The sequence below is a fragment of the Pseudomonas paralactis genome, assembly GCF_001439735.1.
Taxonomy (GTDB): domain Bacteria; phylum Pseudomonadota; class Gammaproteobacteria; order Pseudomonadales; family Pseudomonadaceae; genus Aquipseudomonas; species Aquipseudomonas paralactis.
In genome coordinates, this window is record NZ_JYLN01000007.1 from 90,150 (window position 1) to 114,099 (window position 23,950).

14 protein-coding genes and 1 tRNA gene are annotated in these 23,950 nt (G+C 58.6%); 9 read left to right on the forward strand and 6 right to left on the reverse strand.

The window, feature by feature from the left end; translation table 11 throughout:
* The first annotated feature begins 145 nt into the window (after window positions 1-145).
* The 7 genes from TX23_RS18360 to TX23_RS18390 all read left to right on the forward strand — a co-directional run bounded on the left by TX23_RS18360 (window position 146) and on the right by TX23_RS18390 (window position 11,773).
* Window positions 146-2,590, forward strand: coding sequence for a LuxR C-terminal-related transcriptional regulator (locus TX23_RS18360; protein ID WP_244885967.1), 2,445 nt, complete (start codon window positions 146-148; stop codon window positions 2,588-2,590).
* 166 nt (window positions 2,591-2,756) lie between these two features.
* Window positions 2,757-4,835 (forward strand): hydantoinase/oxoprolinase family protein, encoded by a 2,079-nt coding sequence (locus tag TX23_RS18365; protein ID WP_057703412.1) that lies wholly within the window; start codon window positions 2,757-2,759, stop codon window positions 4,833-4,835.
* Between the two features lie 12 nt (window positions 4,836-4,847).
* Window positions 4,848-6,506, forward strand: coding sequence for a hydantoinase B/oxoprolinase family protein (locus tag TX23_RS18370; RefSeq protein ID WP_057703413.1), 1,659 nt, complete (start codon window positions 4,848-4,850; stop codon window positions 6,504-6,506).
* Between the two features lie 65 nt (window positions 6,507-6,571).
* Entirely contained in the window at window positions 6,572-7,462 is an 891-nt protein-coding gene (locus TX23_RS18375) for a hypothetical protein (RefSeq protein ID WP_057703414.1), read from the forward strand.
* Between the two features lie 30 nt (window positions 7,463-7,492).
* A complete protein-coding gene (locus TX23_RS18380) occupies window positions 7,493-8,314 on the forward strand; it encodes an aspartate/glutamate racemase family protein (protein WP_057703415.1) in 822 nt (273 codons plus the stop codon).
* 21 nt (window positions 8,315-8,335) lie between these two features.
* Window positions 8,336-9,694, forward strand: coding sequence for an MFS transporter (locus tag TX23_RS18385; RefSeq protein WP_057703416.1), 1,359 nt, complete (start codon window positions 8,336-8,338; stop codon window positions 9,692-9,694).
* A 144-nt stretch (window positions 9,695-9,838) separates the two neighbouring features.
* Complete coding sequence (locus TX23_RS18390) at window positions 9,839-11,773, forward strand: pepsin-like aspartic protease (RefSeq protein ID WP_057703417.1); 1,935 nt, start codon at window positions 9,839-9,841, stop codon at window positions 11,771-11,773.
* On the opposite strand, the gene TX23_RS18395 is transcribed toward TX23_RS18390, so the two are convergent.
* The 4 genes from TX23_RS18395 to pvdQ form a co-directional block, all read right to left on the reverse strand.
* Window positions 11,766-12,749: a GlxA family transcriptional regulator gene (locus TX23_RS18395; protein ID WP_057703627.1), complete on the reverse strand. Its 984-nt coding sequence runs from the start codon at window positions 12,747-12,749 to the stop codon at window positions 11,766-11,768. The genes TX23_RS18390 and TX23_RS18395 overlap by 8 nt on opposite strands.
* Before the next feature lie 589 nt (window positions 12,750-13,338).
* Window positions 13,339-14,064, reverse strand: coding sequence for an META and DUF4377 domain-containing protein (locus TX23_RS18400; RefSeq protein WP_244885968.1), 726 nt, complete (start codon window positions 14,062-14,064; stop codon window positions 13,339-13,341).
* Between the two features lie 230 nt (window positions 14,065-14,294).
* Window positions 14,295-14,368, reverse strand: a tRNA-Cys gene (locus TX23_RS18405).
* A gap of 212 nt (window positions 14,369-14,580) precedes the next feature.
* Complete coding sequence (gene pvdQ, locus TX23_RS18410; protein ID WP_057703419.1) at window positions 14,581-16,860, reverse strand: bifunctional acylase PvdQ; 2,280 nt, start codon at window positions 16,858-16,860, stop codon at window positions 14,581-14,583.
* A gap of 237 nt (window positions 16,861-17,097) precedes the next feature.
* Between pvdQ and TX23_RS18415 the strand changes: the two genes are divergently transcribed.
* Window positions 17,098-17,478, forward strand: coding sequence for a hypothetical protein (locus TX23_RS18415; RefSeq protein WP_057703420.1), 381 nt, complete (start codon window positions 17,098-17,100; stop codon window positions 17,476-17,478).
* A gap of 15 nt (window positions 17,479-17,493) precedes the next feature.
* On the opposite strand, the gene TX23_RS18420 is transcribed toward TX23_RS18415, so the two are convergent.
* On the reverse strand, window positions 17,494-17,688 hold the full coding sequence (locus TX23_RS18420; protein WP_057703421.1) for a hypothetical protein: 195 nt from the start codon (window positions 17,686-17,688) through the stop codon (window positions 17,494-17,496).
* A 537-nt stretch (window positions 17,689-18,225) separates the two neighbouring features.
* Between TX23_RS18420 and TX23_RS18430 the strand changes: the two genes are divergently transcribed.
* The gene (locus TX23_RS18430; protein WP_057703423.1) at window positions 18,226-23,145 is read left to right on the forward strand and encodes a membrane-targeted effector domain-containing toxin; all 4,920 of its coding nucleotides are present in this window, start codon (window positions 18,226-18,228) and stop codon (window positions 23,143-23,145) included.
* A 51-nt stretch (window positions 23,146-23,196) separates the two neighbouring features.
* Here the strand turns inward: TX23_RS18430 and TX23_RS18435 are convergent, their stop codons facing one another.
* Window positions 23,197-23,946 (reverse strand): ABC transporter permease, encoded by a 750-nt coding sequence (locus tag TX23_RS18435; protein WP_407071388.1) that lies wholly within the window; start codon window positions 23,944-23,946, stop codon window positions 23,197-23,199.
* Window positions 23,947-23,950 lie beyond the last annotated feature (4 nt).

Below are 23,950 nucleotides of genomic sequence, written 5' to 3' on the forward strand. Positions count from 1 at the left end.
GGGTTGGGTTGGCAAGCTAACGCCACCGTTGACACTGCAGACTTCCTTGCCTCGTCAGGCTTTATTGAAGTCTTTTCGCGAAAGAATGCGAGGCCCTTTGGTGCTGGTGATAGCACCCGCAGGTTTTGGCAAAACCACACTATTGATGCAGTGGCGACAAGACCTGCTGTCAGCCACGATACCTGCGACCCTCGCTTGGCTGTCATTGGATGAAGCAGATGGCGACCCCAACCGTTTCCTGTCCTATCTGATCCTGACGCTGGACCACGCCGGCCTGGATCTCGGGCACCTTGTGCGCCTGGCGCAGGCTCAATCACTGGATGTCCAACCGCAGCGCACAATCACTGCCCTGCTCCACGCACTGGCCCGTGCAAACCGAAAAGTCACCCTGTTCCTTGATGACTACCACACGACAGCGAACCCTCAACTCGACCCAATCGTTCAGGCCCTGCTGGAACAGGCCTCACCGTGGCTCGAATGGATTGTGTCCGCACGTGTGCGGCCCAACTGGCCCCTGGCGCAATGGAAGGCCAATGGTTGGATGTACGAAGTCTGCGCCCAAGCGTTAACGCTCACACCCGCCGAAACCGCTGCCATTCTGGGCCTCGATATTCCGACCGTCGAACTGCATGACTTGCACGAGAGAACCGAAGGCTGGGCGGTAGCCGTGCAACTGGCCAGGTTGTGGCGCGGCAGTGGCGATGCATCACCGTACAGCCTGAATGCCTTTTCCGGGCGTACCACCGACATGGCCGAGTACCTTACCGAACAGGTGGTGCAACGCCTGTCACCTGAATGTCAGGCTTTTTTGCGTGATATGGCATTGCTGGAGCGCTTCAACGCCGAGCTGGCCGACGCAGTACGTGGTCGTAACGACAGTGCGCAGCTCCTGACGCAGTTGACTCATCTGGACGCCTTGCTCGTCCCTTTGGATGCTGACCGCCAATGGTTTCGTCACCATCGGATACTTCAGGACTTTCTCAACCAGAGCATTGATGCCGACGCAGCCCGTAACCTCTATAACGCGGCAGCGCACTGGCTGGCGGAAGAAAGAGACTGGGTGCAGGCCATCCGCTATGCACTGCGCGCCCGTGACACTCGGCTCGCCGTTGACCTGCTTGTGCAGGCGGGGGGGTGGGAGGTAGTGCTGCATAACGGCATTCGTTACGCAGAAAGCCTGCTGCAGCAATTCGACAAAAAAACCCTCAGTACCGAACCAGACCTTTTGCTGCTCCAGGCGTACTTGCACGCAAAGCTTGGCGAGCACGCCCTCGCTAACCAGATGCTTGACCTGACCCGGGCCCGGGCCCATAAGGATAAAAGGCTGACGCGAGACTTTCATGTGATTCAGACGCTGGCCGATGCCTATATCGATCGCTACGAACTGCCATTTTGCGAAAGCGACTCAGCCGACAACCTGCTCGCAGCAGGTACGCTGGCAGCCGTTCATGCCTTACAGGCACAGGTGCAAGGCCAACTGCCCTTGGCCTTGCAAGTGATTCGTTCGGCTCAGATCAAGATGCGGGTGGCGGCCAGTCCCTTGGGTGAGATTTACTGCCAGATTCATGAAGCGCAAATCCAAGCGTTGGCCGGCGATATCCGCTCATCAGCACAGATAGTAGACGCAGCCCTGGCCGTGGCCAATATCCAGTTCGGCAGCGAAAGTTCCGTGCGGGCCCTGGTGGGCTGCCTCAAGGCGCAGCACCTGTATTGGCAAGGTGCCTGGGGCGAAGCGAAACCTTGGTTTCGCGACGGTTGGACTTCGCTCAAACACACCGACGGTTGGCTCGATATCGCCGCGACCACTGCCGAAGCGTCATGGCGCACCTCACTGCGCAATCTTGGCCAACAGCCGGCGTTACTGGAGCTTGCGCAGGTGGTCCAACTCGCCACGGCGCGCAACTGGCATCGGTTGACACGGCTGGTCAACGCCTGGCGAGTCGACCTGCTGGTGCAAGCTGGGGCCTTGGCGCAAGCGCGTCAGGAGGCACTCGCCACTCAATTGGAAAGTGCCGCGAACAACGCGGATGACTGGCGCAACCATGAGGCAGCGACGTTGGCACTGGCCCGATTACAGTTCGCAACAGGGGCATCCGGTGAGGCACTTAATCGTCTGCAGAGGGGCGCCAGGACTCTCCAGGAACGCGGCTTGCAACTGCCCGCCTGGCGCCTGCAGCTGCTGGCCCTGGCGATCCACGGTAAAGGCCATCCAGCAGAACACCACGCAATTTTGACGTCGATCCCGGCTCAGGCATTGCCCGGCCTGCTACTGGAAGCCGGGCCTTGCATACTGGGGGCGTTGGAAGCCTGCCCGAACACCGCCCACAACCAACATGCAATCATCACTCGCCTGCGCGGATGGCGAGCGCACCCTGTGCGCTCGCGCCATTCCTTCAGTGCCAAGGAGACACAGATCCTCACCTTGCTCGCCGAAGGCCAATCGAACAAAGCCATTGCCCTGGCGATGGATATTTCTGAAAACACGGTGAAATTCCATCTCAAACACGTGTTTTCCAAGCTCTGTGTCGACAATCGCACCGCGGCTATGGCGGCAGCGATGCGTATTGGTCTACTCGCCCCCCCTCATTGACCCACCAACCTACCCAAGCGGGTAGTCGACGCGCCGCAATTCTCGCCACCTACCCACCCTGCTCGTAGCCGCAGCCGAGCAGCGCGCCCTAGCATCCCTCAACACCAGAGAGAGGTGCTCTCCTGGCCCCAACAACAATAAGTACAACAGGAGATGCCCTGTGGGTATGGACGGAAAAACAGTACGCGTGGCCACCGATGTCGGCGGGACATTTACCGACCTCGTGTATTTCGAAAACGATCCGGCGACCGGCGAACAGACGATTCGTACAGCCAAGGTAGACACCACTCCACCAAACTTCGCCCAAGGCGTGCTCAATGTCATCCGCAAGGCCGACGTAAACCTTGCTACCGTAGACTTTCTGGCCCATGGCACCACCGTGGTCATCAATGCCTTGACCGAACGCCGAGGCGTCAAGACGGGGTTGATCACCACCCGGGGCTTTCGCGATGTGCTGGAGATCGCCCGCGCCAATCGCCCGGATTACTTCAACTTGAAGTGGGTGAAACCGGCGCCGTTCGTACCGCGCTATTTGCGTCGTGAAATCACCGGGCGCCTGCACACCAATGGCCAGGAGCGCCAGCCCCTGGACCTCGCGCAAGTGGCCGAAATCATCGAAGCTTTTCGAGCCGACAACGTGCAGGCCATTGCGATCTGCCTGCTGCACGCCTACGCCAACCCTGCGCATGAACAGGCCGTGCTGGAAGAGGTTCGCAGGCTCTGGCCGCAAGTCAGCGTGGTGGCCTCTCATCAGATCACCCGAGAATGGCGTGAGTACGAGCGCTCCAGCACGACCGTGCTTTCGGCCTATGTCCAACCCATCGCAGCACGCTATCTGGACGACTTGGCCAACGGTTTGCGGGACGGTGGCTACAAGGCTCCGTTGTACATCATGCAATCGAACTGCGGCATCGACAGTGTGGAGCATGCGCGGGAAACCCCCATCACCATGGTCGAATCCGGCCCGGCAAGCGGCTTTTGGGCGGCTGCCGAACTGGGGCATCTGATTGACGAGCCCAACGTATTGGGCCTTGATATTGGCGGCACCACGGCCAAGTGTGCATTGATCCGCAACGGGCAAGTGTCGATCAAGACCGATTACTGGATTGAGCGTAACAGGGTCAATGCGGGTTACCCGATCATGGTGCCCGTGGTCGACCTGGTGGAAATCGGCAACGGTGGGGGCTCGGTCGCCTGGGTGGACGACTTTGACAAGCTGCACGTCGGCCCCGAGTCCGCCGGTGCCGTGCCGGGCCCTGCGGCCTATGGCAACGGTGGCACGCAGATCACCACAACCGACGCCAACCTGATGTTGGGGCGCATCAACCCCGATTACTTTTGTGGCGGCGACATGGTGGCGGACCTGCCCGCTGTTGTACGCGGGTTGAACGCCCTGGGCCAACGTTTGCAACTACCCGCTGAGGAGATCGCGCGCGGTATCGTGCGCCTGGCCAACGACAATATGGTCAACGCGTTAAAGCTGGTGTCGTTGAGTCGCGGACATGACCCACGGGAACTGACCTTGATGGCCTTCGGCGGTGGTGGCGCCATGCATGCCGTGGCACTCGCCCAGGAATTAGGTGTGCAAAAAGTCATCGTCCCGCGCAGCGCCTCGGTGTTCTCGGCCTGGGGCATGACCCTTTCAGACTTGCGCCGCGACCTGTTTATCAATCGCTTTGTCGAGACCGCCCGCCAAGGCGAACTCGAGCAAGCGCAACAGTTCCTGGAAGAGCTGACGTGCGTGGCCCGCGAACAGTTCGTCGCGCAAGCCATCCCCCCTCAGCACGTCGACGTTCAGATTCATTGCAAGCTGCGTTACCAGAACCAGGAGCACTCGGTAGAAGTGCTGCTCGGCCCGCACGAGCGCATTGATTCGGGCTGGGCGGCGATCGAACAACGCTTTCACCACCTTTACGAACAGCACTACACCTACAGCCTGCAAGCGCCCGTGGAAATCATCGGTTTTCATCTGGTGGCCATTGCCCAGATCGGCAAGCTGGCACCCCAGGCGTTGCCGATTACCGGGCGCCTGGTGAATGAGGCCTGCAAGGGGCGGCGACGCGTCGACTACGCCCAGGAAGGCATTCACGAGGCCACTCTCTACGACTATGCCTTGCTCGAACCCCTGATGACGTTTACCGGGCCCGCCATTGTCGAGGACGCCGGTACCACCGTGGTTGTGCACCCTGGCAACCTCGTGCAGGTGGATCGCCTGGGCAACCTGCACATCTTGATCAACGGCTGACGGAGTCTCGCCATGAGCAACCTCGATATTTTTACCCGCGACATCATCCAGAACTCACTCCAGGCGATTGCCGACGAGATGTTCACCGCGATGCGCAAAGCCGCCATGAGCCCGGTGATTTACGAAGTGTTGGATATGGGCACAGGCATTACCGACGCCCAAGGCGAGATCGCCAGTTCCGGCGCAGGTATCCCGGCGTTTGTCGGTGTGCTGGATAAAGCGGTAAAAAAAATCCGCCAGCATTATCCGTTGCCACAGGACATCGAAGACGGCGACGTTTTTATCAGCAACGACCCTCATGATGGCGCGGTGACGCACCTTAACGATGTGGTCTTGGCGATGCCGGTGTTTACCGACGGTCATCTAGTGGCCTGGACCGCCAACATTGCGCACTGGAACGATGTGGGTGGCCGAGTGCCGGGTTCGCTGTCTACGGACGCCACGGATATTTTTCAGGAGGGCCTGCGCCTGGCATCGGTGAAGCTGATCAGCAAGGGCCAGCCAATCCGTTCGGTTTTGCAGATATTGCGCGCTAACACCCGTATGCCAGACTTCATGGAAGGTGACCTTTGGGCTGGGGTCGCCGCTGTTCGCGGCGGTGCAACACGCTTGCGCGAACTCACGCAAAAATACGGTACGGCGCTGTTTTTGCTGGCGATGAACGACTTCATGGACCTGGGCGAGAAGGTCTCGCTCAAGGCGCTCGCCGCGCTGCCTGAAGGGCAACTGAGCCTTGAAGAGCCGCAAGATGACGGCTGCCTGTTCAAGGTGCACATAGATATCCGTAGCACCGAACTGGTGATCGACCTGCGGGATAACCCCGACCAGTGTCTGGGCCCGACCAACCTCAGTCGCGACGGCGCGGTAGTCGCGGCGCAAATGGCGTTCAAGGCATTGACTGCGCCACAGGGCATTACCAACGGCGGTACGTTTCGTCCCCTGAGGGTGCTGACACGTCCAGGCTCGTTGTTCGATGCGCTGCCGCCCGCTGCCGAAGGCTTTTATTTCGAGAACCTGATCCGGGTACACGACCTGATCCTGCGCTGTCTGGCTCAGCAATTTCCCGAGCGGTTACCCGCCGGCAATTTCGCCTCGGTGTGCGCCACGATCATTGGCGGCGTGCATCCGGACACCGGCCGCCCGTTCACCCTGGTAGAGCCGGAAATCGGCGGCTGGGGTGCCGAACCCGGCCGCGATGGCAACAACGCCGTTTACTCCGGGCTGCATGGCGAAACTTACAACTGCCCCGCCGAAGTGTGTGAAGCCCGTTATGGGCTGTATGTCGAACGCATGGAACTCAATGACGAGCCTGGTGGGCACGGCCAGTTCCGCGGTGGCCGTGGCGTATGCATCGACTACCGGATTCGCGCCGACGCCAGTTTCATGACCTGCGGCTACACACGTTCGGTCATACCGCCGTGGGGCCTGGAGCAAGGGGGCGAAGGCACGCCCAACTATGTCGAAGTCATCCGCGTTGACGGCCAAGAGGAGCGCTACTGCATGGCCAGCGGCATCGCCTTGAATACCGGCGACCTGGTCAGGGTGCGCACGGGCGCGGGCGGAGGGTACGGCCCCGCCAGCCGCCGAGACCCGCACGCCGTTCGCGAGGATCTGAAAAACGGCTATATCGACGCCGCGACAGCCCGCTTGGTTTACGGCCTGACACTTTAGCCTGGGGCGCATCGCGCGCCCTGAAGCTCGGCTTACAAGAACAACAACAAAAAGAGAGCACCACTATGAAACTGCAACACCCATCGCATCTATGCGTAGCGCCCGCGCTTGCCCTGATTTTTGGATTCACACCCACGGCACAGGGCGATCAGTTCATCGGCTTCGCCCAACCGGGGGTTCCCGGAAAGTGGGCGCTGGAAACGTTCCCAGTGTTCAACCGTACGGATAATGGCGACGTACGAGCGGGCAGTAATACGGTCCTGACGTACTTCTCCGAAACCGGCTTTACCGGAACGCAGCGTGATCAGTTGCAAGTCTGGGTCGGTGCCGATACGGGTTACACCGGAGCCAACAACACGCGCAGCAATGGCTCCTGGGGCGTTGCATCACCCAACGTCGGCCTTGCCTATTACTACAACGTGGTGCAACCCACCAGCGAGTACGGCGCCGATGACTTCACCACATTCTGGGTCAACCCCACCCTCTCGCTGGAGTTTCCCAACGGCAACGATGAAGGCACCGGATATGGCGCGTTTGCCAACCGCTATGGTGCCAGCTTCAGCGTCGCCAACTATCTGCGCGTAGGACGTTTCGCCGCCACCTTCACCCCGGTCGGCATTCATTACGCCGCGCGCAATCGTCACACCACCGACCTTGGCAACGGCGATCCCACCCGTCTTCAAGGCGGTGTCAGCCTGTGGTTTGCAAACATTGCGGCCGGGTACTTGGTAAGCGATGACTTATGGCTCGGTGTGCATCACGCCTACCACATCAACAACCATACGGCTTCGGACTTCAAGGAATCGCGCCAGGGCAAGATCGGCCCGGCAATGACCTACACCGGTTTCAGCAAACAGGGGTTCTACCTGTCAAGCAACCTGAACTTCGATTACTACCACAGCGCCAACCTGCCCCGTTCCAATAGCTTGACCATGGCACTGGTGAAGTTTTTCTAGCGCCACTCAATCTTCTATGAGGAATACCGTATGGACGACACCACAAGCACTCTTGCGCCACATGACATGCCTGTCATCGTGCGCTGGCTCAATCCGATAGGTTGCCCGACCTTCGACGCCCCTATCGCTGCGCTACTGCACAGCATCAAACAACCGGCCACCGAGGTTGAGGTGGTGTCGTTTGATATGACCCCAACCCCGACACACCTGGAATACCGCGCCTACGAGGCACTCACCTATGAGCGCACGGTGCGCATCGCCCGCGATTGTGCACACTCAGGGGTGGATGCCTTGGTGTTGGGCTGTTTTTACGATCCTGCACTGGAGGATGCTCGAGAAATCTCCGGTAGAACCCTGGTCATCGGGCCCTGCCAGGCGAGCCTGCAAGTGGCCGCGCACCTGGCCAATCGTTTCTCCGTCATTGTCGGGCGTACCAAATGGATCGAGCAGATGCGCACCCTGATCCAGGGCTATGGTGCTGGCGACAGGTTGGCCTCAATGCGACCGCTGGGCATGGGCGTAGATGAGTTCCAGCAGGACCACGCATTAACCCGCCAAAAGATCATCGAGCAAGCCCATCGCGCAGTCGACGAGGACGGCGCCGAGGCAATCATCCTGGGTTGCACCATTGAATTCGGCTTTTTCGAGGAGGTGCAAAGGGAGGTCGGCGTGCCGGTGATAGACCCGGTGGTGGCGGCCTTCAAAGTGGCCGAAGCCATGGCGGGCATGAAACGCAGGTTCGGCTGGCGGCCGAGCCGAGTGGGCAGTTGTGAGCCGCCACCGGAAGCCGAAATCGAACGCTTCGGTTTGTTCCAGGGCCCCGCCCCCATCGGCAACCGCGTCAGAGCCTGAACCTAAAAAAGGATCACCACCATGAGTGATATTCCCTTGAAACCGCACCAGCCCCATTTGGAGCAGAGTACTGCGGCCCAACACCGCAACGTGGGAGATGTCTTTAGAGACGTACCACTGACAAGCACCCATCTGCGGTGCTGTCTGGTGCTGTTCTGTGTGTTTGCGATTGAAGCGTGGGAAATGATGATCATCGTCTACACCGCGCCGCTGATTGCCGCAGAGTTTTCCCTGGATGCACTCGCCGTCGGCCACCTGATCGGCGCGATGTTCATCGGGATGCTGCTGGGTGCGTTGGCGTGGGGCAAGGTAGCCGAGAGGATTGGGCGTAAACGCGCGATTACCTGGAGCCTTGGCACTTATGGGGTGATCTCCCTGGCCAGCGCGTTTGCACCCGATTACTCAACCCTATATGTCCTGCGATTACTTTCTGGCGTTGCGGCCGTGGGCATGATGGTGGTGACCTTTGCGCATTTCCAGGAGTTGCTGCCGGTGCGTCACCGCGGTGCATTGACGGTGTATCTCGCGTCGGGCTGGCCGATCGGCATGTTGCTGGCTTTGGGCGCCACGGTGTGGCTACTGCCGCAAGGTTGGCGCGCCATAATCTTCTTGAGTTCGCTCGGCGGGTTATGGGCGATTGCCGTAGCACGCTGGGTACCGGAATCGCCTTATTGGCTGACGTCGGTGGGTCGTCAGGAAGACGCCAGGGCAACAATCGATACATTGAGTCGAGGCACGGTGAACATACCAGCAGAATGTGAGCTGCGGGTTGATCGTACGAGTTCTGGTCGCCAGCGAGACTTGTTCCGTGGCGCCCTGCTCAAAGTCAGTTTGCTGCAAATCGCCGTCAACTTCACGTTTTCGTGGGGCTACTGGGGCTTGCAAACGTGGCTACCGACGTTGCTGCAACAGCGCGGCCTGAGCCTGCCCCAAAGCTATGGTTTTATTGCGTTATCGGCGCTATGCATGATCCCAGGGTACATGGCCGCGTCTTATTTGACGGGGCGCCTGGGGCGGAAAAAAACCATTGTGATGTTCATTGGCGCATCGGTGCTTGCCGGTTACAGCTTCGCCAACGCCCAAAGCTTGGAGATGCTCTATCTGAGTAACTTCGCCCTGGCCTTTTTCAGCCTTGGGGCATGGGGAGTATGGGGGGCCTGGATCGGCGAGCTGTACCCCACGGCCCTGCGCACAGTGGGCTACGGTTGGGCCATCTTCGCGCAACGCGTGGCGAACGTGCTGGCGCCCTCACTGATCGGTGCGCTGATCGCCTATGGCTCCTCGTTCAACCTGACCACCACCATCATCAACGGCTTTTTATTGGTCACTGTGGTACTCGCCATATTCATCCCCGAAACGGAAGGTGAGGTGTTGCGCTGAAGCCTTCTTGTTTCACCGTCGAATCCGACTAGCCCGAAGGCACGCTGCTGGCATTCGCCGGCAGCGAACCCGGATTGAATACCTTCCAAGCCCCCTCCCGACATCAGTCGGGAGGCCTACATTCCCCTTGGAAACGGAGTTCCCATGAACCATCCCCCCTCGCCAAGCCACGTAGTTTTCCCCATGCAGCGCGGCCCCTTTCAAAACAACGGCGCGTCGCCCTGGTATTGCACGATCCTACTCGGCACGCCGGCGCAATCGCTGAAGTTTGCCATCGACTCAGGCACTAATATCAACTGGATCACGTCGACGCTCTGCCGTGACGATCAGTGTGTGCATTATGCGGGTGGCCGTTTTGACGTAGAAGCTTCCAGCACCTTCAGTTTCACCGATTGCCTGCAGCGGCCCTACAGCTTTGGCCCATGGGGCACCATGCAAGTTGAGTCTGCCTCAGACGTATTGACTACACCTGCAGGCGCTCACCTGGACACTCAGCTGTTTTTGGCCGCTGCCTATGAAGGCGAGCAATTCAAACAGCTCGACTGGGACGGCGCACTTGGCTTGCCTTGCAGCAGTGCGTATGTGGAAGGTCGCAGTTCGTTTGTGCTCCAGACGTTGATGCGTGAGGGGCAGTTGGACCCTGCTTACCCTTTTGTGACGTTTGACTACAACAGCCGCGAGCGCAATGGCAGCTGCCAAATGGGGGCCGTCGACCCATCGAAAACCCAAGGCCCACACCTGTTTTTGCCCTGGTCCGTCTACACTTCCTTGCCTGGAGTGGAATACATCTGGTCAGCCGAACTGAAGTCTTATTCAGTCGGCTCAGAGCAACTGGCGTCCAATATAAAGTTTGCTATCGATTCCGGCTCTTCGCGGTTCAAGGGCGATGACACACTGATGCGCCAAACCCTTGCCCGTATTGCCGTGGGCGACCATCCCAAGGTTGTGCTGGGATTTGCAGACGGGGAAATCACTCTGGGTGCCGACCTGTACAACTGCCTGATCGAAGAAGGCCCGCAAAAAGGCCAAGTGCTGCCTCAGTTCAATGCTCTGGGGCTTCGCGACCTGGTACTGGTGGGGTCGGTGGTGATGGAACACTGCTATACGGTGTATGAATACCAAGTGGTGAAATGCTCTAACACGGTTTATTCCCTGGCCCCGGTGGGCATCTGGTTGTTTAATCGCCCTGACGGGCCTCAGATCATTACGCAATCGTCTTCGAAGCGCTTCATAGCCGGCGAGCGAACGGTGCTCAACGGCAGGACCACCCTGCCGAACTCTGCTGACGCAACTGTCTCAGTCGCGGGGACGTGGCAGAACGACTATGGCTCCTTGATGTCCCTGCAGGTCTCGGGCCAGCAAGTCTTCGGCACTTATCAATCTTCAACAGGTTCAACTGGGCATTACGCAATCAGCGGTTTTTCATCGAAAACAGGCGCCACGCACGCTGAAAACCAGCCGCTGTCGCTGGCTATCGAGTGGCACGACCTTGACGAAAAAACCAGCGATCCAAGTTGGAATTGGGTCTCGGGGTTAAGCGGGCAGCTGAGTACCGGCGACACAGGCGATGTGCTAACACTCTCGCACCTGTTGATCGCGTCCAGTGATTTTCCAGACTTGGCGGGCCGTGGAACCTACATCGACAAACTGGTTTATCGTCGAGTGGCAAATCCATCACTTGCCAACCCCTGTCACACTATCGAATCAATACCTGTCGACAACGATTTGGCGGGTCGCTGGATCGCCCATGATGGAACAACCCTGACGCTGACGGTCGAGTCTGAACGTCAGTATCGCTTTGGGGTGGTTCGGGGGTATCTGACATCCAGCGCTAGCGATGCCGTCGTCGACGTATGCGGTTTTACCGATATCAATGCAGTAGCGAGCAAGCTTGCGTTTCAATCCGTGAGTTTGAGCGTCAGCAATACCCCGGACGCAACGCTTGCGACACTGAGTGGCACATTGGACCTGGCACAGAGCACCTTGAGTCTACTTGTGCTAACAAGTGTTCCTGGCGTGCCGGCACAGGCGTACCTGGCAACGAAAATTTCGCCATTGAGTTTCATCCGCGCTACTTGACCAACCTTTTTTCCTTCGAGGGCCTGTAACCGAAATACGCGCTGTAGCACTTGCTGAAATGGCTCGGCGAGACAAACCCGCAAGCCACCAGCACATCCACCTGGGACAGCTCGGTATGCTGCAACAGGCGCCGCGCTTCAGTCACACGCAATTCCATGTAGTAGCGTTGCGGCGTAGTTCCCAGTTGCTCCTTGAACAGGCGCTCCAGTTGGCGGCGGGAGCGACCGGCGTAAACCGCGAGTTGGTCGAGTTCCAGGGGTTCTTCGAGGTTGGCGTCCATCAGCTTTACCACTTCACGCAACGGTGCGCTGACACAGACGTTTTCGGTGGGTTTGATACGGCGATAGCGCGACTCTTCGAACGCCAGGATATCTTCGATACCTTCGACCAATGCTTTGCCATGCAGGCTCTTGATCCAATCCAGCGCCATGTGGAAAGCACCGGAGGGGCTGGACGCAGTGAGGCGATCACGGTCGATCACGTAGGGCTCGCTGGTGACCTGGGCGCCTTTGGACACTTCCGCCAGCGCCGGACGGTGCTCGGGGTGAATGGCGCAGCGATAGCCCTGCAACAGGCCGGCACGACCGAGAAACCACGAGCCGTTCCACAAACCCGCCAGGCTGACACCCGCCTCGGCCGCGCTGCGCAACAGCTGGATAAACGGCTCGCTGGCCTTGAGTTCGGTGCGGAACCCCCCGCAGATAACCAGCAGATCCAGGTCCGGCAATGCCGACAGTTCCAGGCTCGCATCGGGCCGGATGACAAGGCCCAGGTCACTGATGACTTCGCCTTCGCCCCAACCGAAGGTGCGCGAAGCAAATAGCTCGGGGCGCAACAGATTGGCGGTCACCAGCGTGTCCAGGGTCTGAGTGAAAGCGGGCAGAGAGAAGTGTTCAAGCAGCAGGAAACCGACGCGGGTGACCAACGCTGCTTGCCGGGAGGGATCGTTGAGGTAGCGCAGGTTCTTGCCTTGCATGCCACCGCTGAATTGGCGTCTTTCCATCGAGGGTGGGCCCACTCTTATTGTTGATGCAGTGGGCGCTATCTTAGGGGCAAATGCAGTGGCTGTCTCAGGGGATGGCGCTGATCTTTATAAAAACTGTTGGCGTGAAAAGCCGCGGCTTAGGCGCTCGGGCTTAATCTGATACGGTTTTTTCTTTTCTATCTGCGCCTGTATTGAAAACGCCTACAGGCGGACAATACCCTCATCCCGACATTCCTGTCGTCCCCTTCCCTTCGGAGGCCTTATGACCAAGATGGCAATTTTCCTGTTCGGCTTTTTGGTGCTGACCATTGGTATTGGCATGCTGGCGACTATCTCGCCGGTCTAGGCGCATTTCGATTCAGGAGCGCGTTTCACAAAGCTTTCACAGACGAGCGCCTATTGTGCCTACAGCTCCTGAAAACATCCCTTTTAGCCCGCCCCCCATCGCGGGCTTTTCTTTGCCTGGGATTTTTCCCTGCGCACTGGTATGACTACCCTGTCAAAAGGGTTGCACGCTTAATCGCCGGGCGTGTGGGCGCAGGTCAGAATCGAATGGATACCGACCTGCCGTGAGTGTCCTTTACTTCCCTGCCCCGGAAGCGTCCTGCTCGACCACCATATCCAGTACATAGACCTTCGAAGGCGCGTCTGCGGGAGGATTCTTCCATTCGTATTGCTTGACCCGCAGCACAGTGCGCACGCCGTCATGATGCTCGAAGCCTTCGATAGGCTGATACAGCGGATGCCATGCGTCCTGGGTCGCAAGTTGCAGGCCGGCGTCATCGTAGCGCCGCTCGCGCACCTGCAGACACTGATAATCAGGGATCATCGGGTGACTGCATTTGACGGTCTTGGCAGCTACCTCCAGGAACTTGACCTCTCCCTCGCTCCCGTAACGCGTCTGTGGCGTAGCCTCGCCCTGCAGCTTGAGCACCGAGCCGTCGGCTGTAGTCAGTTGCAGCATCGGCGCCGTGTTATCGCCGGTGATGACAGCGCGCAGATCGCCCTTGAACAGTCGGGCGACCTCTGCGTCAAGGTCCATCAGGTTCTTGTCGCAGGCCATAAGCGTTGAAGCCAGTGACTGCACCTTCAATACCCCGTCCTGATACTGATAGCCACCGAATTGACCGTTGCAGCCGCCGCTGATGCTCAGATTCCTGTCGCCGAAGGAAACGCGCAGCTTGCGCTCGATGCCTTTATTCAGAACGGCGAGCGGTTTACCCGCGGCATCATTGGCCGAGACCAGGTCCCAGTAGTAAGCGGGTAAAGCGGGCTGGGCGACAGCAGCCGAGGTAGTCGTGAGCATGGAGGGCGAGTCCTCATGGCTTGGGGAGGTGGAGGCACAGCCCTGGATCAGTGCAGCACAAACGGCTGCAAGAAGAATGTTTTGTTTCATGGTTCTCTCGCTTAGCTTTGATAAGTACGGACATAGTCCTGCGCTTGCCAACATACGCACTGAATAAGGGCGCTGGAAGCGTTGCCAAATCACAGACAATAAAAAACCCCGTAGACGTTAATCTACGGGGTTTCCAAGAGTGGAGGCCGAGGTCGGAATCGAACCGGCGTAGGCGGATTTGCAATCCGCTGCATAACCATTTTGCTACTCGGCCTCAAACGATCAATGCCCTTGCCGCTGACATTCACCGCATACAAACTTGAGTGGGCTACGTTAAGCCGCCTCTACTCTAACTCATTGAATACATTGAAGTTTTTAATGCTTCATTGCGTTCGATGGGCGCCATTATGTACTCATTTGCCTATGCCTGCAACCCCTTGATTTCAAAAAATATTCTGCCCTGGCATCAAGGGGTGCGGGCCTGCCCTATTCCTTGAGAGTGTGGAGCTGGTAGTTCGGATCGGCCTTGATCTGGGCGTCGGTGAATGGCAACGGGCGTAGTTTTTTCTCGGAGAAGGCTTGGGTCTGGTCCTTTGAGTGCTCGGACGCCGGGTTAGTGGATTCGGAAAACGCCAGTAAGCCGACGGCGTTGGGGCCGTTGTTGTCGAAGGTGACGATTTGCAGGTAGCTGGTGCCGCTGACGACCTCGCGCTTGCCATCGGCACGGGGCACGGTTTGCATGGCGTTGTAGATACCCAGTTCTTGCGGGCCGCCGTGGATGGGGGTCTGGCCGCTGACCTGGATGTCCCCCCAACGACTCACGCCGAGTTTGTTGACGTCTGCGCTGGAGGCCAGCATGGCTTCACGCAGGGCGGCGGCCACCGGCGCGCGATCGATGGCGAGGCCGCGGGGCGTGGTCAGGGGGTGGGTCGGGTCGAAAGCGACACGCCAGGCCTCGGGGACCTGCTGCAGGTGCTGCATCAGGTTGATGAAGTGCGCCAGGCCGATGCCGCTGTCGAGGTTGGCGCGCCGGTCCCAGGTTTTCAGGCTGGTGCACAGTGGCTGGAGCGCGGCGGCGTCGGAGCCGAGTTGCTTGGCGCAAAAATCGAGCAGGTCGGGCAGGACTTGGTCCGCCAGGTACACCTCGTTGTCCATGACCATGTTTTGCAGGTCGCTGACGCTGATCGGCTGTTTGTCCAGGGATTGCAGGCGTTGCAGGGCGAAACGCGCACGTGGACCCAGGCCGATATTGTCCTGGCTGATCACCGGAGAGAACCCGGTCAGCGGCGCCTTGGGGTTGACCATCCAGGCGGAATCGTTGGAGTGCTGTACATAATCGGTGCGTAGCAGCTGTGGCAACTGCGCCGCCGGGAAGATCCCGGCTTGCGCGGCCTTGGGGTCGATGTCCCAAGCGCACACACTGCGGCTGCCGTCGAGCATGATCATGTGCAGGCCGGCCCGTGGGTCGCTGCATGTTGCCAGCTTGGCGGCGCTGACGTTGGGTACTACCGACAGGTTCATGTACAGGCTCTGGCCCTGATCATCGGCAGCCAGGGTGTTGACCCAGGGGATGCCTTGCAGGGTGTGCACCGAGCTTTGCAATTCCTTGAGGTTGCCAGCGCGGTTCATGGCGTACCACTGTTGCAGCACGCGATCGTTACCCAGATTCGCGTCACGCAGGCTGAAGGCGTATTTGTTGTCCCAGTCCAGTTTGCCGGGCCATTGCACCACGGGGCCGAACTGCGAACTGTAGACAGTGTGGGCAACGTTCTTGAGGCTGCCATCGGCCTGTTTGGCCTGCACGGTCAGCGTGGTTTTATTCAGGGCCACAGACTTGCCATCAAGCATATAGCGCGTGGAATCCCTGGGGTCCAGGGTCAGCCGGTACAGGGTGAAGTGCTTGGAGGTGTCCACGGTATGCGTCCACGCTACGTGCTGGTTGAAGCCGATATTCACCACCGGCAGCCCTGGCAGTGCGGCGCCCATCACATCCAGTTGGCCAGGGATGGTCAGGTGCATTTCGTAGAAACGCATACCACCCACCCAAGGAAAATGCGGGTTGGCCAGCAACATCCCACGGCCATTGAACGAGCGGTCACGCCCCACCGCGACGGCATTACTGCCCCGATCGAGGCTAAAACGTTGCTGATGCGCGGCGGCCTGTTCGAATGCGCGCGCGCCGGGCTGCACACTCGCGATGGCTTGGGGCGGCGTGGCGCCCACCAAGGCTTCGGCGAACTGGCCGACGCCACCTTCTACCAGCAACCGGCGCGTCAGCTTGACCAGATCTTCTTTAACCAGGGGGCGTACCCACGCCGCCTGGCATTGCGTGGGCGCGCCCTGCTCTTTCAAATAGCGGTTATAACCGGCCACGTAGCCTTCGATACGCTGGCGGATTTGCGGGGTCTGCGCACGCCAGAATGCCTGCACCGCGCCGGGTGTATTGAGCCAGGTAAAAAACACATCGCTAGCGAGATTGTTGCGCTCCTCCAGGGTTGCCTGCTCGGGGCCAAAGTAGCGCGCTCGCTGGCCATTCACCGTGACCACTTCATTGGCCAGCAGGCACAGGTTGTCCTGGGCGTACGCGTAACCGATGCCAAAGCCCAGACCGCGCTCATCATTGGCACGGATATGCGGCACGCCGTAGGTGGTACGCCGAATTTCAGCCGACGCCTGCGTCACTTGCTCACGCGCCGAGGCCGCGAAGTTCAGCCCCAGCAGCAACCCTGCCACGCAGACCCTGGACAACCCTTTGGAAATAATCACGCCGACCCCACAGTCAAATTGAACACCCTCGGTAGATACAACTACCCCACCGTAAGGACGCAAATAACCGGGAATAATTTAGCCGCGAAAGGGGCTTATCCAGGCCCTCCACAGTGTGACAAACCTGATACCGACAAATTTTCTACATGCGGCACTTCATGATTTTGCTTTCTCGTTCGTCTTATTGAATAAGAGCACCATCATTTTCCTGATCAGGCTCTGATAAGGAGTTTTTGCATGTACAACCCGCAAGTGCCCACGGATGGACATTCACCGGCTGCCGAAGCCAACTACGGCAACGGCCCGCAAGGCTTCGGCAAGGCGCCCGAACAGCAAGGCAACCAGCGCATTCGCCATTTGCTCAAGTGCTTCGGTCTGCGCACCAGCCTGATTCGGCTGAAGGTCATCGACGCCCTCCTCACCGCCGCCGACAATCAGCGCACCCTGGGAGTACGGGGCGTGCACAGCCACTTGCTGGAACTGGGCATCCCGTTGTCGTTTCTCAGCGTGCGAGAGGTGCTCAAGCGCCTGTGCAGCGAGGGCGTGCTCACCCTCAATGCCGATAAAAGCTACAGCCTCCATGAAGAGGCTGCCAAAGTGCTCGAAGGTCGCGCCTGACACACGCCCCTTCGATCAGAAGTTCGGCTTGACCTTACGACGCATGATGCCGTTGATCACAACCACCACCACGGCAATCGCAATGGCCAGGTACTGGAAGGTCTTTTCACTGATCACGCCAATGTTCTGCAGGTAGGACAGGCCGAACATCGAGGCCAGCACAGCCAGAGCGATCAAAATCGAGTATTTCAAGCGTTGCTTTTGGGTCATGACGAATTCCTGGACCTGAAGGTTGTATCCACTGTGTATCGCCGCTCATGCCAAGCACATACCCAATTACGGGGACGGCACCGCGTCGGCGGGGTCTTATGTTACAGGCGATGAACAGATTTGGCTTGTCCTACGCCTGACAGACCTATGAAGCCCCGTGGAGCATTGAGAAATGCTTCGACGGCTTACCCTGCTGGTTCCCCTGATGATCATGCTAAGCCTGTGCGGTTGTTTCTCTTCCCACGCGGCGCAGGCTGGCATGATCACCGCGATGATGGCGGCCGAGTTTACGAACGCCGCTGACCCCTTCCGAATACCTCTTCCTATCGACCTGCCCCTGCGTGCACAGCGTGTGCAGCAAGCCCTCTTTTCCCGGTGTTGCTGCACCGATGCGGTACATATTCGTTAATATCATTTCCACGGGCGCCTTCGGAACCTTCCCACGCTCTCACCCCAATTATTCTAGGCCCAAACAAGGAAGAACCATCCCTCGGATATCATCAGGACGCGTGGGCCAATGCCATTGGAATAATTCACGTGATTACAGGTATCGCCCACCATCGCCTGCGCCGGAACATCTCCTCCGATGAAATCCCCCATCCTTCCCACACCCAGCCGATGCCAGGGGCGGTCCGGACAATCGCCATTCCGGACGTGGATGCCATCGCGCCGGTCAGCGCGATTCGTTCCGACCTGATCGAGGGCCTGCAAATAACTGATCAACGCCTGTTGCTCAATCAATACCAGCAACTCAATCAGAACATCCAGGCACTGCTGCTGCGCCAGCCGACGCTCAGCAGCGTCATCGAGCAGCAGTTGACCCGCAGCTTTGGCACTACGCCGCCGGTAGACGCCTCGAAGCTGTATGTGCATCGCTATCGCACCGATGAACAGGGCGAGCGCACGTTGATCTCGATGCAGAGCATCACCGAGGCCCTATTCAATGCGCTGCGCCAGCTCAAGGCATCTCCCAACGCTCAGCCCTCGACCAGTACCCCCGGCACGGAAGTCGGCTTCTACACCAGCGACTCGCCAAGAGAAAGCAGCCAGCAATTGCACACGCGCGACACCCTCCTGTCGATTGCACAAGCCATCGAAAAAGAACTGCCTCTGAGCCTTGCCCGATTCTGGACCGAGCCACGCACGGGCGAACCCAACCCTGAGCCACCCCAGAACGAGTTGCTCGGTATCCACCGGGAGATGCTATCCACCCTGGCCGCCTTGGGCGTGGAAGACGGTGCGTTAACGCCCGCCGCCAAATCATTGATCGACAAGGCGTTTGAGCATCCAACCCTGCAGGCTCGGGAAAGCGCGATGAAGGATGGTGAAAGACCCGGTGTCTACCCGCTCAAATTGGATACCCCAAGCCGAGAGGGCAGCCTGCTGGCAGGGGCCTTCCTGATCACCAGCAGCGACGGATCGTCGGCGACACGCCCATTCAATAGCGCACAGACGGACCGAACCTTACTTCCCGGCCAACAGCAAGGGCTGACGGTGCTCTACACGCCTCGCGATGGCTACGAAACGTTCGACAGCCCGGCCAAGGCACTTGCAACGTTGCGTCAACGCATCAACGACGACCCCGAGGCCGCAGCGCAGCTACTGCAAAGCCTGCCGGTGGCGGTGCAGCAGGGCTTGGAGAGTGACTGGAAAAACCAATTAAGCCAGGACCTCTCCCCCGTGGCCGCCGATGTCATTGCCGCAGGCGTGCCGCAGTTGCTGGAACGCCAGGGCCAACAGGTGAACAACGCACTGCAAGCGTTGTATGAATCGAAAAACGTTGAACCGATACTTGTTGACCCCTGGGGGCATTTACTGACTGAGACGGGCCTGCCTGAGGCTGCCGACCTGGGACCGCATTTCGACGGCAACAACGCCCTGTTGGCGCGTGCGCAATGGCTGGACGAGCGCGCGAACAGTATCGACGCGCGCCAGGCACTGGATCAAAGTCTGGGTGATCGGAAAAACTGGCGATACCTGGCGCAAAAACTCAATGAATCTGCCCAGGGCTTATCGGAAAACCCGACAGAACGTGACGTATCGGCCCTGCTGAAAAAAACGCCGATGAATATCGCGCCAGATTCCGCCCATTACCAATCTTATATACGCACACCTGGCATATCCGTAAGCCTCGAAGCGTTCCTCACTGAAAACGGTGTGCCATTGCCCGCAACCGTGGACGACCTGCTGGCATTGGCGCAAACCGCAAAAGCACGGGCACAGCAACACCCCTTGGGCAACTTCGCAGGGGGCCTGTCGTGGCCGATTCCCTTGGATGTCAGCCAACAACACACGCTGCGCATGGCCGCCGTCGAACATGCCGGCAGCGATCCCGAATTACCGCAGGAAAATCCCAGGCGCGGCGTACTGGAACATCTGGGCAGAAACCTGAGTTTCTCCGAGCAGGCACTGGATGACCCAGTCAATGTGCTCGAAACCCTGATCCTCTCCGAGGAAGGCCAGGCGCTAGGCCAGGCCATGCAAACCAAAATGAATGGTATCGCCACCGACACCAGCGCAAACGACTATGCGCTGGCGGCGATCCAACTGATGCTGGATCCCGAGTCGTTGACCGCGCCACTGCGAAACCATGTGGCAGGTTTCGACCTGGCGCAGAAGAGTCATTGGGGCAAACCGCTTTCGACCATCACCAACAGCCTGCGCCAACACTTGATTGACACGGAGCGTGAATCCCCTGAGCTCGCTGGCGCGGCCGCACATCTGTTACTCAGACGCACGGCGCCGCAATTGCTGGTCAAGAACATTCCTGATTCGGTAGTTTACGGCAGCACCGCGTGGGCGAACCTTTGCATTGCAGTAGCCGCCATTGAAGCCAGGACTCCAGGCCGCGTGGCCACTATGTCTTATGCCGAAGTAATGATCACCGCCGACACTGCAGGCGCCGTGCCCGCCTCTGCGCAAGCCGCTGTGATGTTGGATTGGGCCGTGGCCAATGACATTCTTCCAGTGAAGGAAGATGCCTTGTATCAGCCAGCTGACCTGGAAAAAGCCCAGGCGCTGTTCAAAGCACAACTCGATAAGCTGATAGAAGCCTCATCGCTCATCGGCGGGAGTTTTCCAAGCCGTAAACAAATGGCGCTGGATCTGCTCTTGAAGACATTCGGCCCGGGCATGGACTTCGAACTCAAGATGTTCTCCAAATACAATGGCGACACGCCCAGCGCTGCGCGCTCACTGGTGGAAATCGTCATGGAAGAACGGGTCATGGACGGTCGCTGGGTACTCACAAAAGAAAATACCGCCGTGGACCTTGATGCTGTCATCGCCTTCACCAAGAGTGCGCCATTCAATATTCAGCGAGCGTTTGAGGATGCCTTTTCTACCGCCTTGGACAATCATAAGACCGTTAAAAAAACAGCGCTCCTCAACGCACTCAGCAACCTGCCGCCCGAAGACAGAAAAAACTTGACCCAGGGCAAGCTCAATTATTTTCAAGAAAAAAGTTACAAGGTTGGCAGGATTCCTTTCGAAGGCGACACCTTGTTTCACACCAACCCTGCCGTACTGGTCACCGCGCAGAACAATGGACAAACCACCACCTATGAGTTCGATACGGTAAACGGCGTTATCCGAAGCCGCGGCAACAGAAAAACACCGGCGGCCCCTGTCAAGTTCTCCAACGAAATAGTCAGGGAAGAGGCATTTTATCCGGACAGAGACAAAGTCAAGATCGTTGACAGCGGGCAATCGATTCTCGCAAGTATCCCGGTCAACCCTGTGCCGGTTTCATGGTTTGACCTGGGTGATTTGAAGGAAAGCAAGCTGGATCGCGAACAGCCCTCCACAGCACCCCAGCCGTATATGTTCCTGAACCCACGCACTCACCATATCGCCGACTCCGTGCTCAAGGCGTTGGACCTGGACAATCCCGCCATCAAGAAAGCCGCTGCGGGGACCACGACCTTTGAGCGTAATCACGAAAAGCTGACGGACTTCAAAGAGTTTTTGCTCAACCTGATTCCCTTCCGTTCCGCAATCGTCAATTTCATGGACGGCAACTACGGCGAGGGGATGACTGACGTCACCCTGGATATTTTCGGTTTGGTCACCGCCGGCATCGGCCTGGCGGCCAAACTCGGAAAAGTACTGGGTACGGCTGGGTCAGCAGTGAGCAAGGCGCTCAAGGCAACGAAAATCATGGTGCCTGCCCTGCTCAAGGAACTGAACCCGTTAAACGGCGTGGGTGATCTGCTAAAGGGCGCGGGTAAACGCATTTACGAAGGCGCCGACGCGTTAGCGGGTGCGGTGTCATCTCTCAAGGGAAGCGCAAGCCACGAAGCGCTGATCAGCGCCGCAAGCCGCTACGAAGCAGCAGCAACCGGGACCTTCAAGGTGGGCAACCAGCAGGTTCATGGCTCTGCCGTCAAACACAACGGTAAATGGTATCCCTACGATGTGCATAAGCAGGAGGCTTACGGTGCGCCTCAAGCGTTTGATCCTGTACATACGCTGATGCCACCCTCACCCCATGCTGACTTCTCCCCTCGGGGGCACGTGAATGCTCGTCACAACACGCGATTTCAACCCTACAAAAGACCCACCCCAAAAACACCGAACATCAATGGACCCACGCCAACGATCGTAAACAAAACCGATCATCTGGACGCCATCAAAGACGAATACGTAAAGCATATTAAAGGCCTCCCCAATGAAGGCCACTTCACACCCAGCCGAAGGCAACCGACAGAAGAGCGGTTCAACGCAGAAATGGATGCCTTCCATCAAAAACTGGACCCGTTAAACCCACAAAATCGCCCCACAATTCCGGAAACGAAACCCTACGAGACAGTGCCCGACCTGATCGAAAAAGCCTTGGACAATTCGGACGTGGTGGTATTCGGGGAGAGTCACCAGCATTTGGCCATGTTCCGCGAAATTGACGCAAGCATCGACCTGTTCAAGCGCAAAAATGTAAAGGTGGTCGGCATTGAAGGTGTCGTCTATGACAACAATGGACTACTCAAGGACGATGGCATGGGCCATACAGGCCCCGGTTTGAGACCCGCCCACCCTCAATTCAATCTGCAAACGCTGCTCAGAAAATTCAAGAATGCCGGAATAGAAGTCGTGCCACTTGACCACTTTTATCTGACACGGCACCGGCATGACCGTAATGCCTACACGAAGCTAAGCGAAACCGAACGAAACCTGAAAAGGCTCAAAGAGTTTAACTACTACGCCGCACGCGTCATTGAACAACACAAGCACAAGGGTAAAGTGATCGCCTTGGTGGGGCGCCAACACATCAACACCACTCAAGGCGTCACCGGTTTGGCTGAGGCGACCGGAGGGATCGGCATCGGTGTTTACGAACGAACAGGCATGAAGGTGGGCTACGGCACGAACTCCACGGATGCCAAACCGGGCCCGATGGGTATCCTGAACGCTGACAACGATCTGGCGGGAGATCTGCAAATCTTTTCGCCGGCAACCTGATAACACGCTAACTAAATAGTTGCCTGCGTAGCACGCAGGCAACGTTCGAGTTCATCGGCCGCCATGCACCCACCGCTGGTGCAACCAACGCGCTAACGCATCCAGCGCAAAACCCAGCAACCCGATCACCACCACCATCGCCATCAACTCCGAATACGCCAGGCGATCACGGGTATCGAGGATGTAATAGCCCAGCCCCGCACTGACCCCGAGCATCTCGCACGGCACCAGCACGATCCACAGAATGCCGATGGCCAGGCGTACGCCGGTCAACACATGCCCGACCACCCCTGGCAGGATGATTCGGCGCAAGGTCTCCCAACGCGTGGCGCTCAGGCTCTTGCTCAATTGCAGCCAGCGCGGGTCCAGTTGACGCACGCCGGCAGCGGTGTTGAGCACGATCGGCCAGACGGCGGCGAACGCCAGCAAGAAGTAGATGGGCTGGTCCCCTACCCCCATCAGCATCACCACGATCGGCATCCAGGACAGTGGCGAGATCATCCGCAGAAACTGGAAGGCCGGCGTGGTCGCGGCTTCCAGATTGCGCGAACTGCCCACCAGCAGCCCCAGTGGCACCCCCACCAACAGCGCAAGAAACAGCCCGACAAAAATGCGTTTGAGGCTCACGGCTATGTGCAGGTACAGCTCACTGCGGCCAAGCAATTCCCACAGGCTGCTGGCGGTGGCCGCCAGCGAAAAGCGCGCCGACAGGCCGTCGGCCTCACCGAACACTTTCACGCCCAGCCACCAGAGCAACAACAAACCTGCCAAGCCGCTCAACCCCAGCCACCAACCCAGGATTCTA

Coding starts and splice junctions, on each gene's coding strand:
- TX23_RS18420 (WP_057703421.1), bottom strand. CDS start 17,688: ATGACCCAAAAGCAACGCTTGAAATACTCGATTTTGATCGCTCTGGCT.
- TX23_RS18395 (WP_057703627.1), bottom strand. CDS start 12,749: ATGCAAGGCAAGAACCTGCGCTACCTCAACGATCCCTCCCGGCAAGCA.
- TX23_RS18385 (WP_057703416.1), top strand. CDS start 8,336: ATGAGTGATATTCCCTTGAAACCGCACCAGCCCCATTTGGAGCAGAGT.
- TX23_RS18360 (WP_244885967.1), top strand. CDS start 146: ATGCAGTGGCGACAAGACCTGCTGTCAGCCACGATACCTGCGACCCTC.
- TX23_RS18380 (WP_057703415.1), top strand. CDS start 7,493: ATGGACGACACCACAAGCACTCTTGCGCCACATGACATGCCTGTCATC.
- TX23_RS18375 (WP_057703414.1), top strand. CDS start 6,572: ATGAAACTGCAACACCCATCGCATCTATGCGTAGCGCCCGCGCTTGCC.
- TX23_RS18365 (WP_057703412.1), top strand. CDS start 2,757: ATGGACGGAAAAACAGTACGCGTGGCCACCGATGTCGGCGGGACATTT.
- TX23_RS18390 (WP_057703417.1), top strand. CDS start 9,839: ATGAACCATCCCCCCTCGCCAAGCCACGTAGTTTTCCCCATGCAGCGC.
- TX23_RS18415 (WP_057703420.1), top strand. CDS start 17,098: ATGTACAACCCGCAAGTGCCCACGGATGGACATTCACCGGCTGCCGAA.
- TX23_RS18400 (WP_244885968.1), bottom strand. CDS start 14,064: ATGCTCACGACTACCTCGGCTGCTGTCGCCCAGCCCGCTTTACCCGCT.
- TX23_RS18370 (WP_057703413.1), top strand. CDS start 4,848: ATGAGCAACCTCGATATTTTTACCCGCGACATCATCCAGAACTCACTC.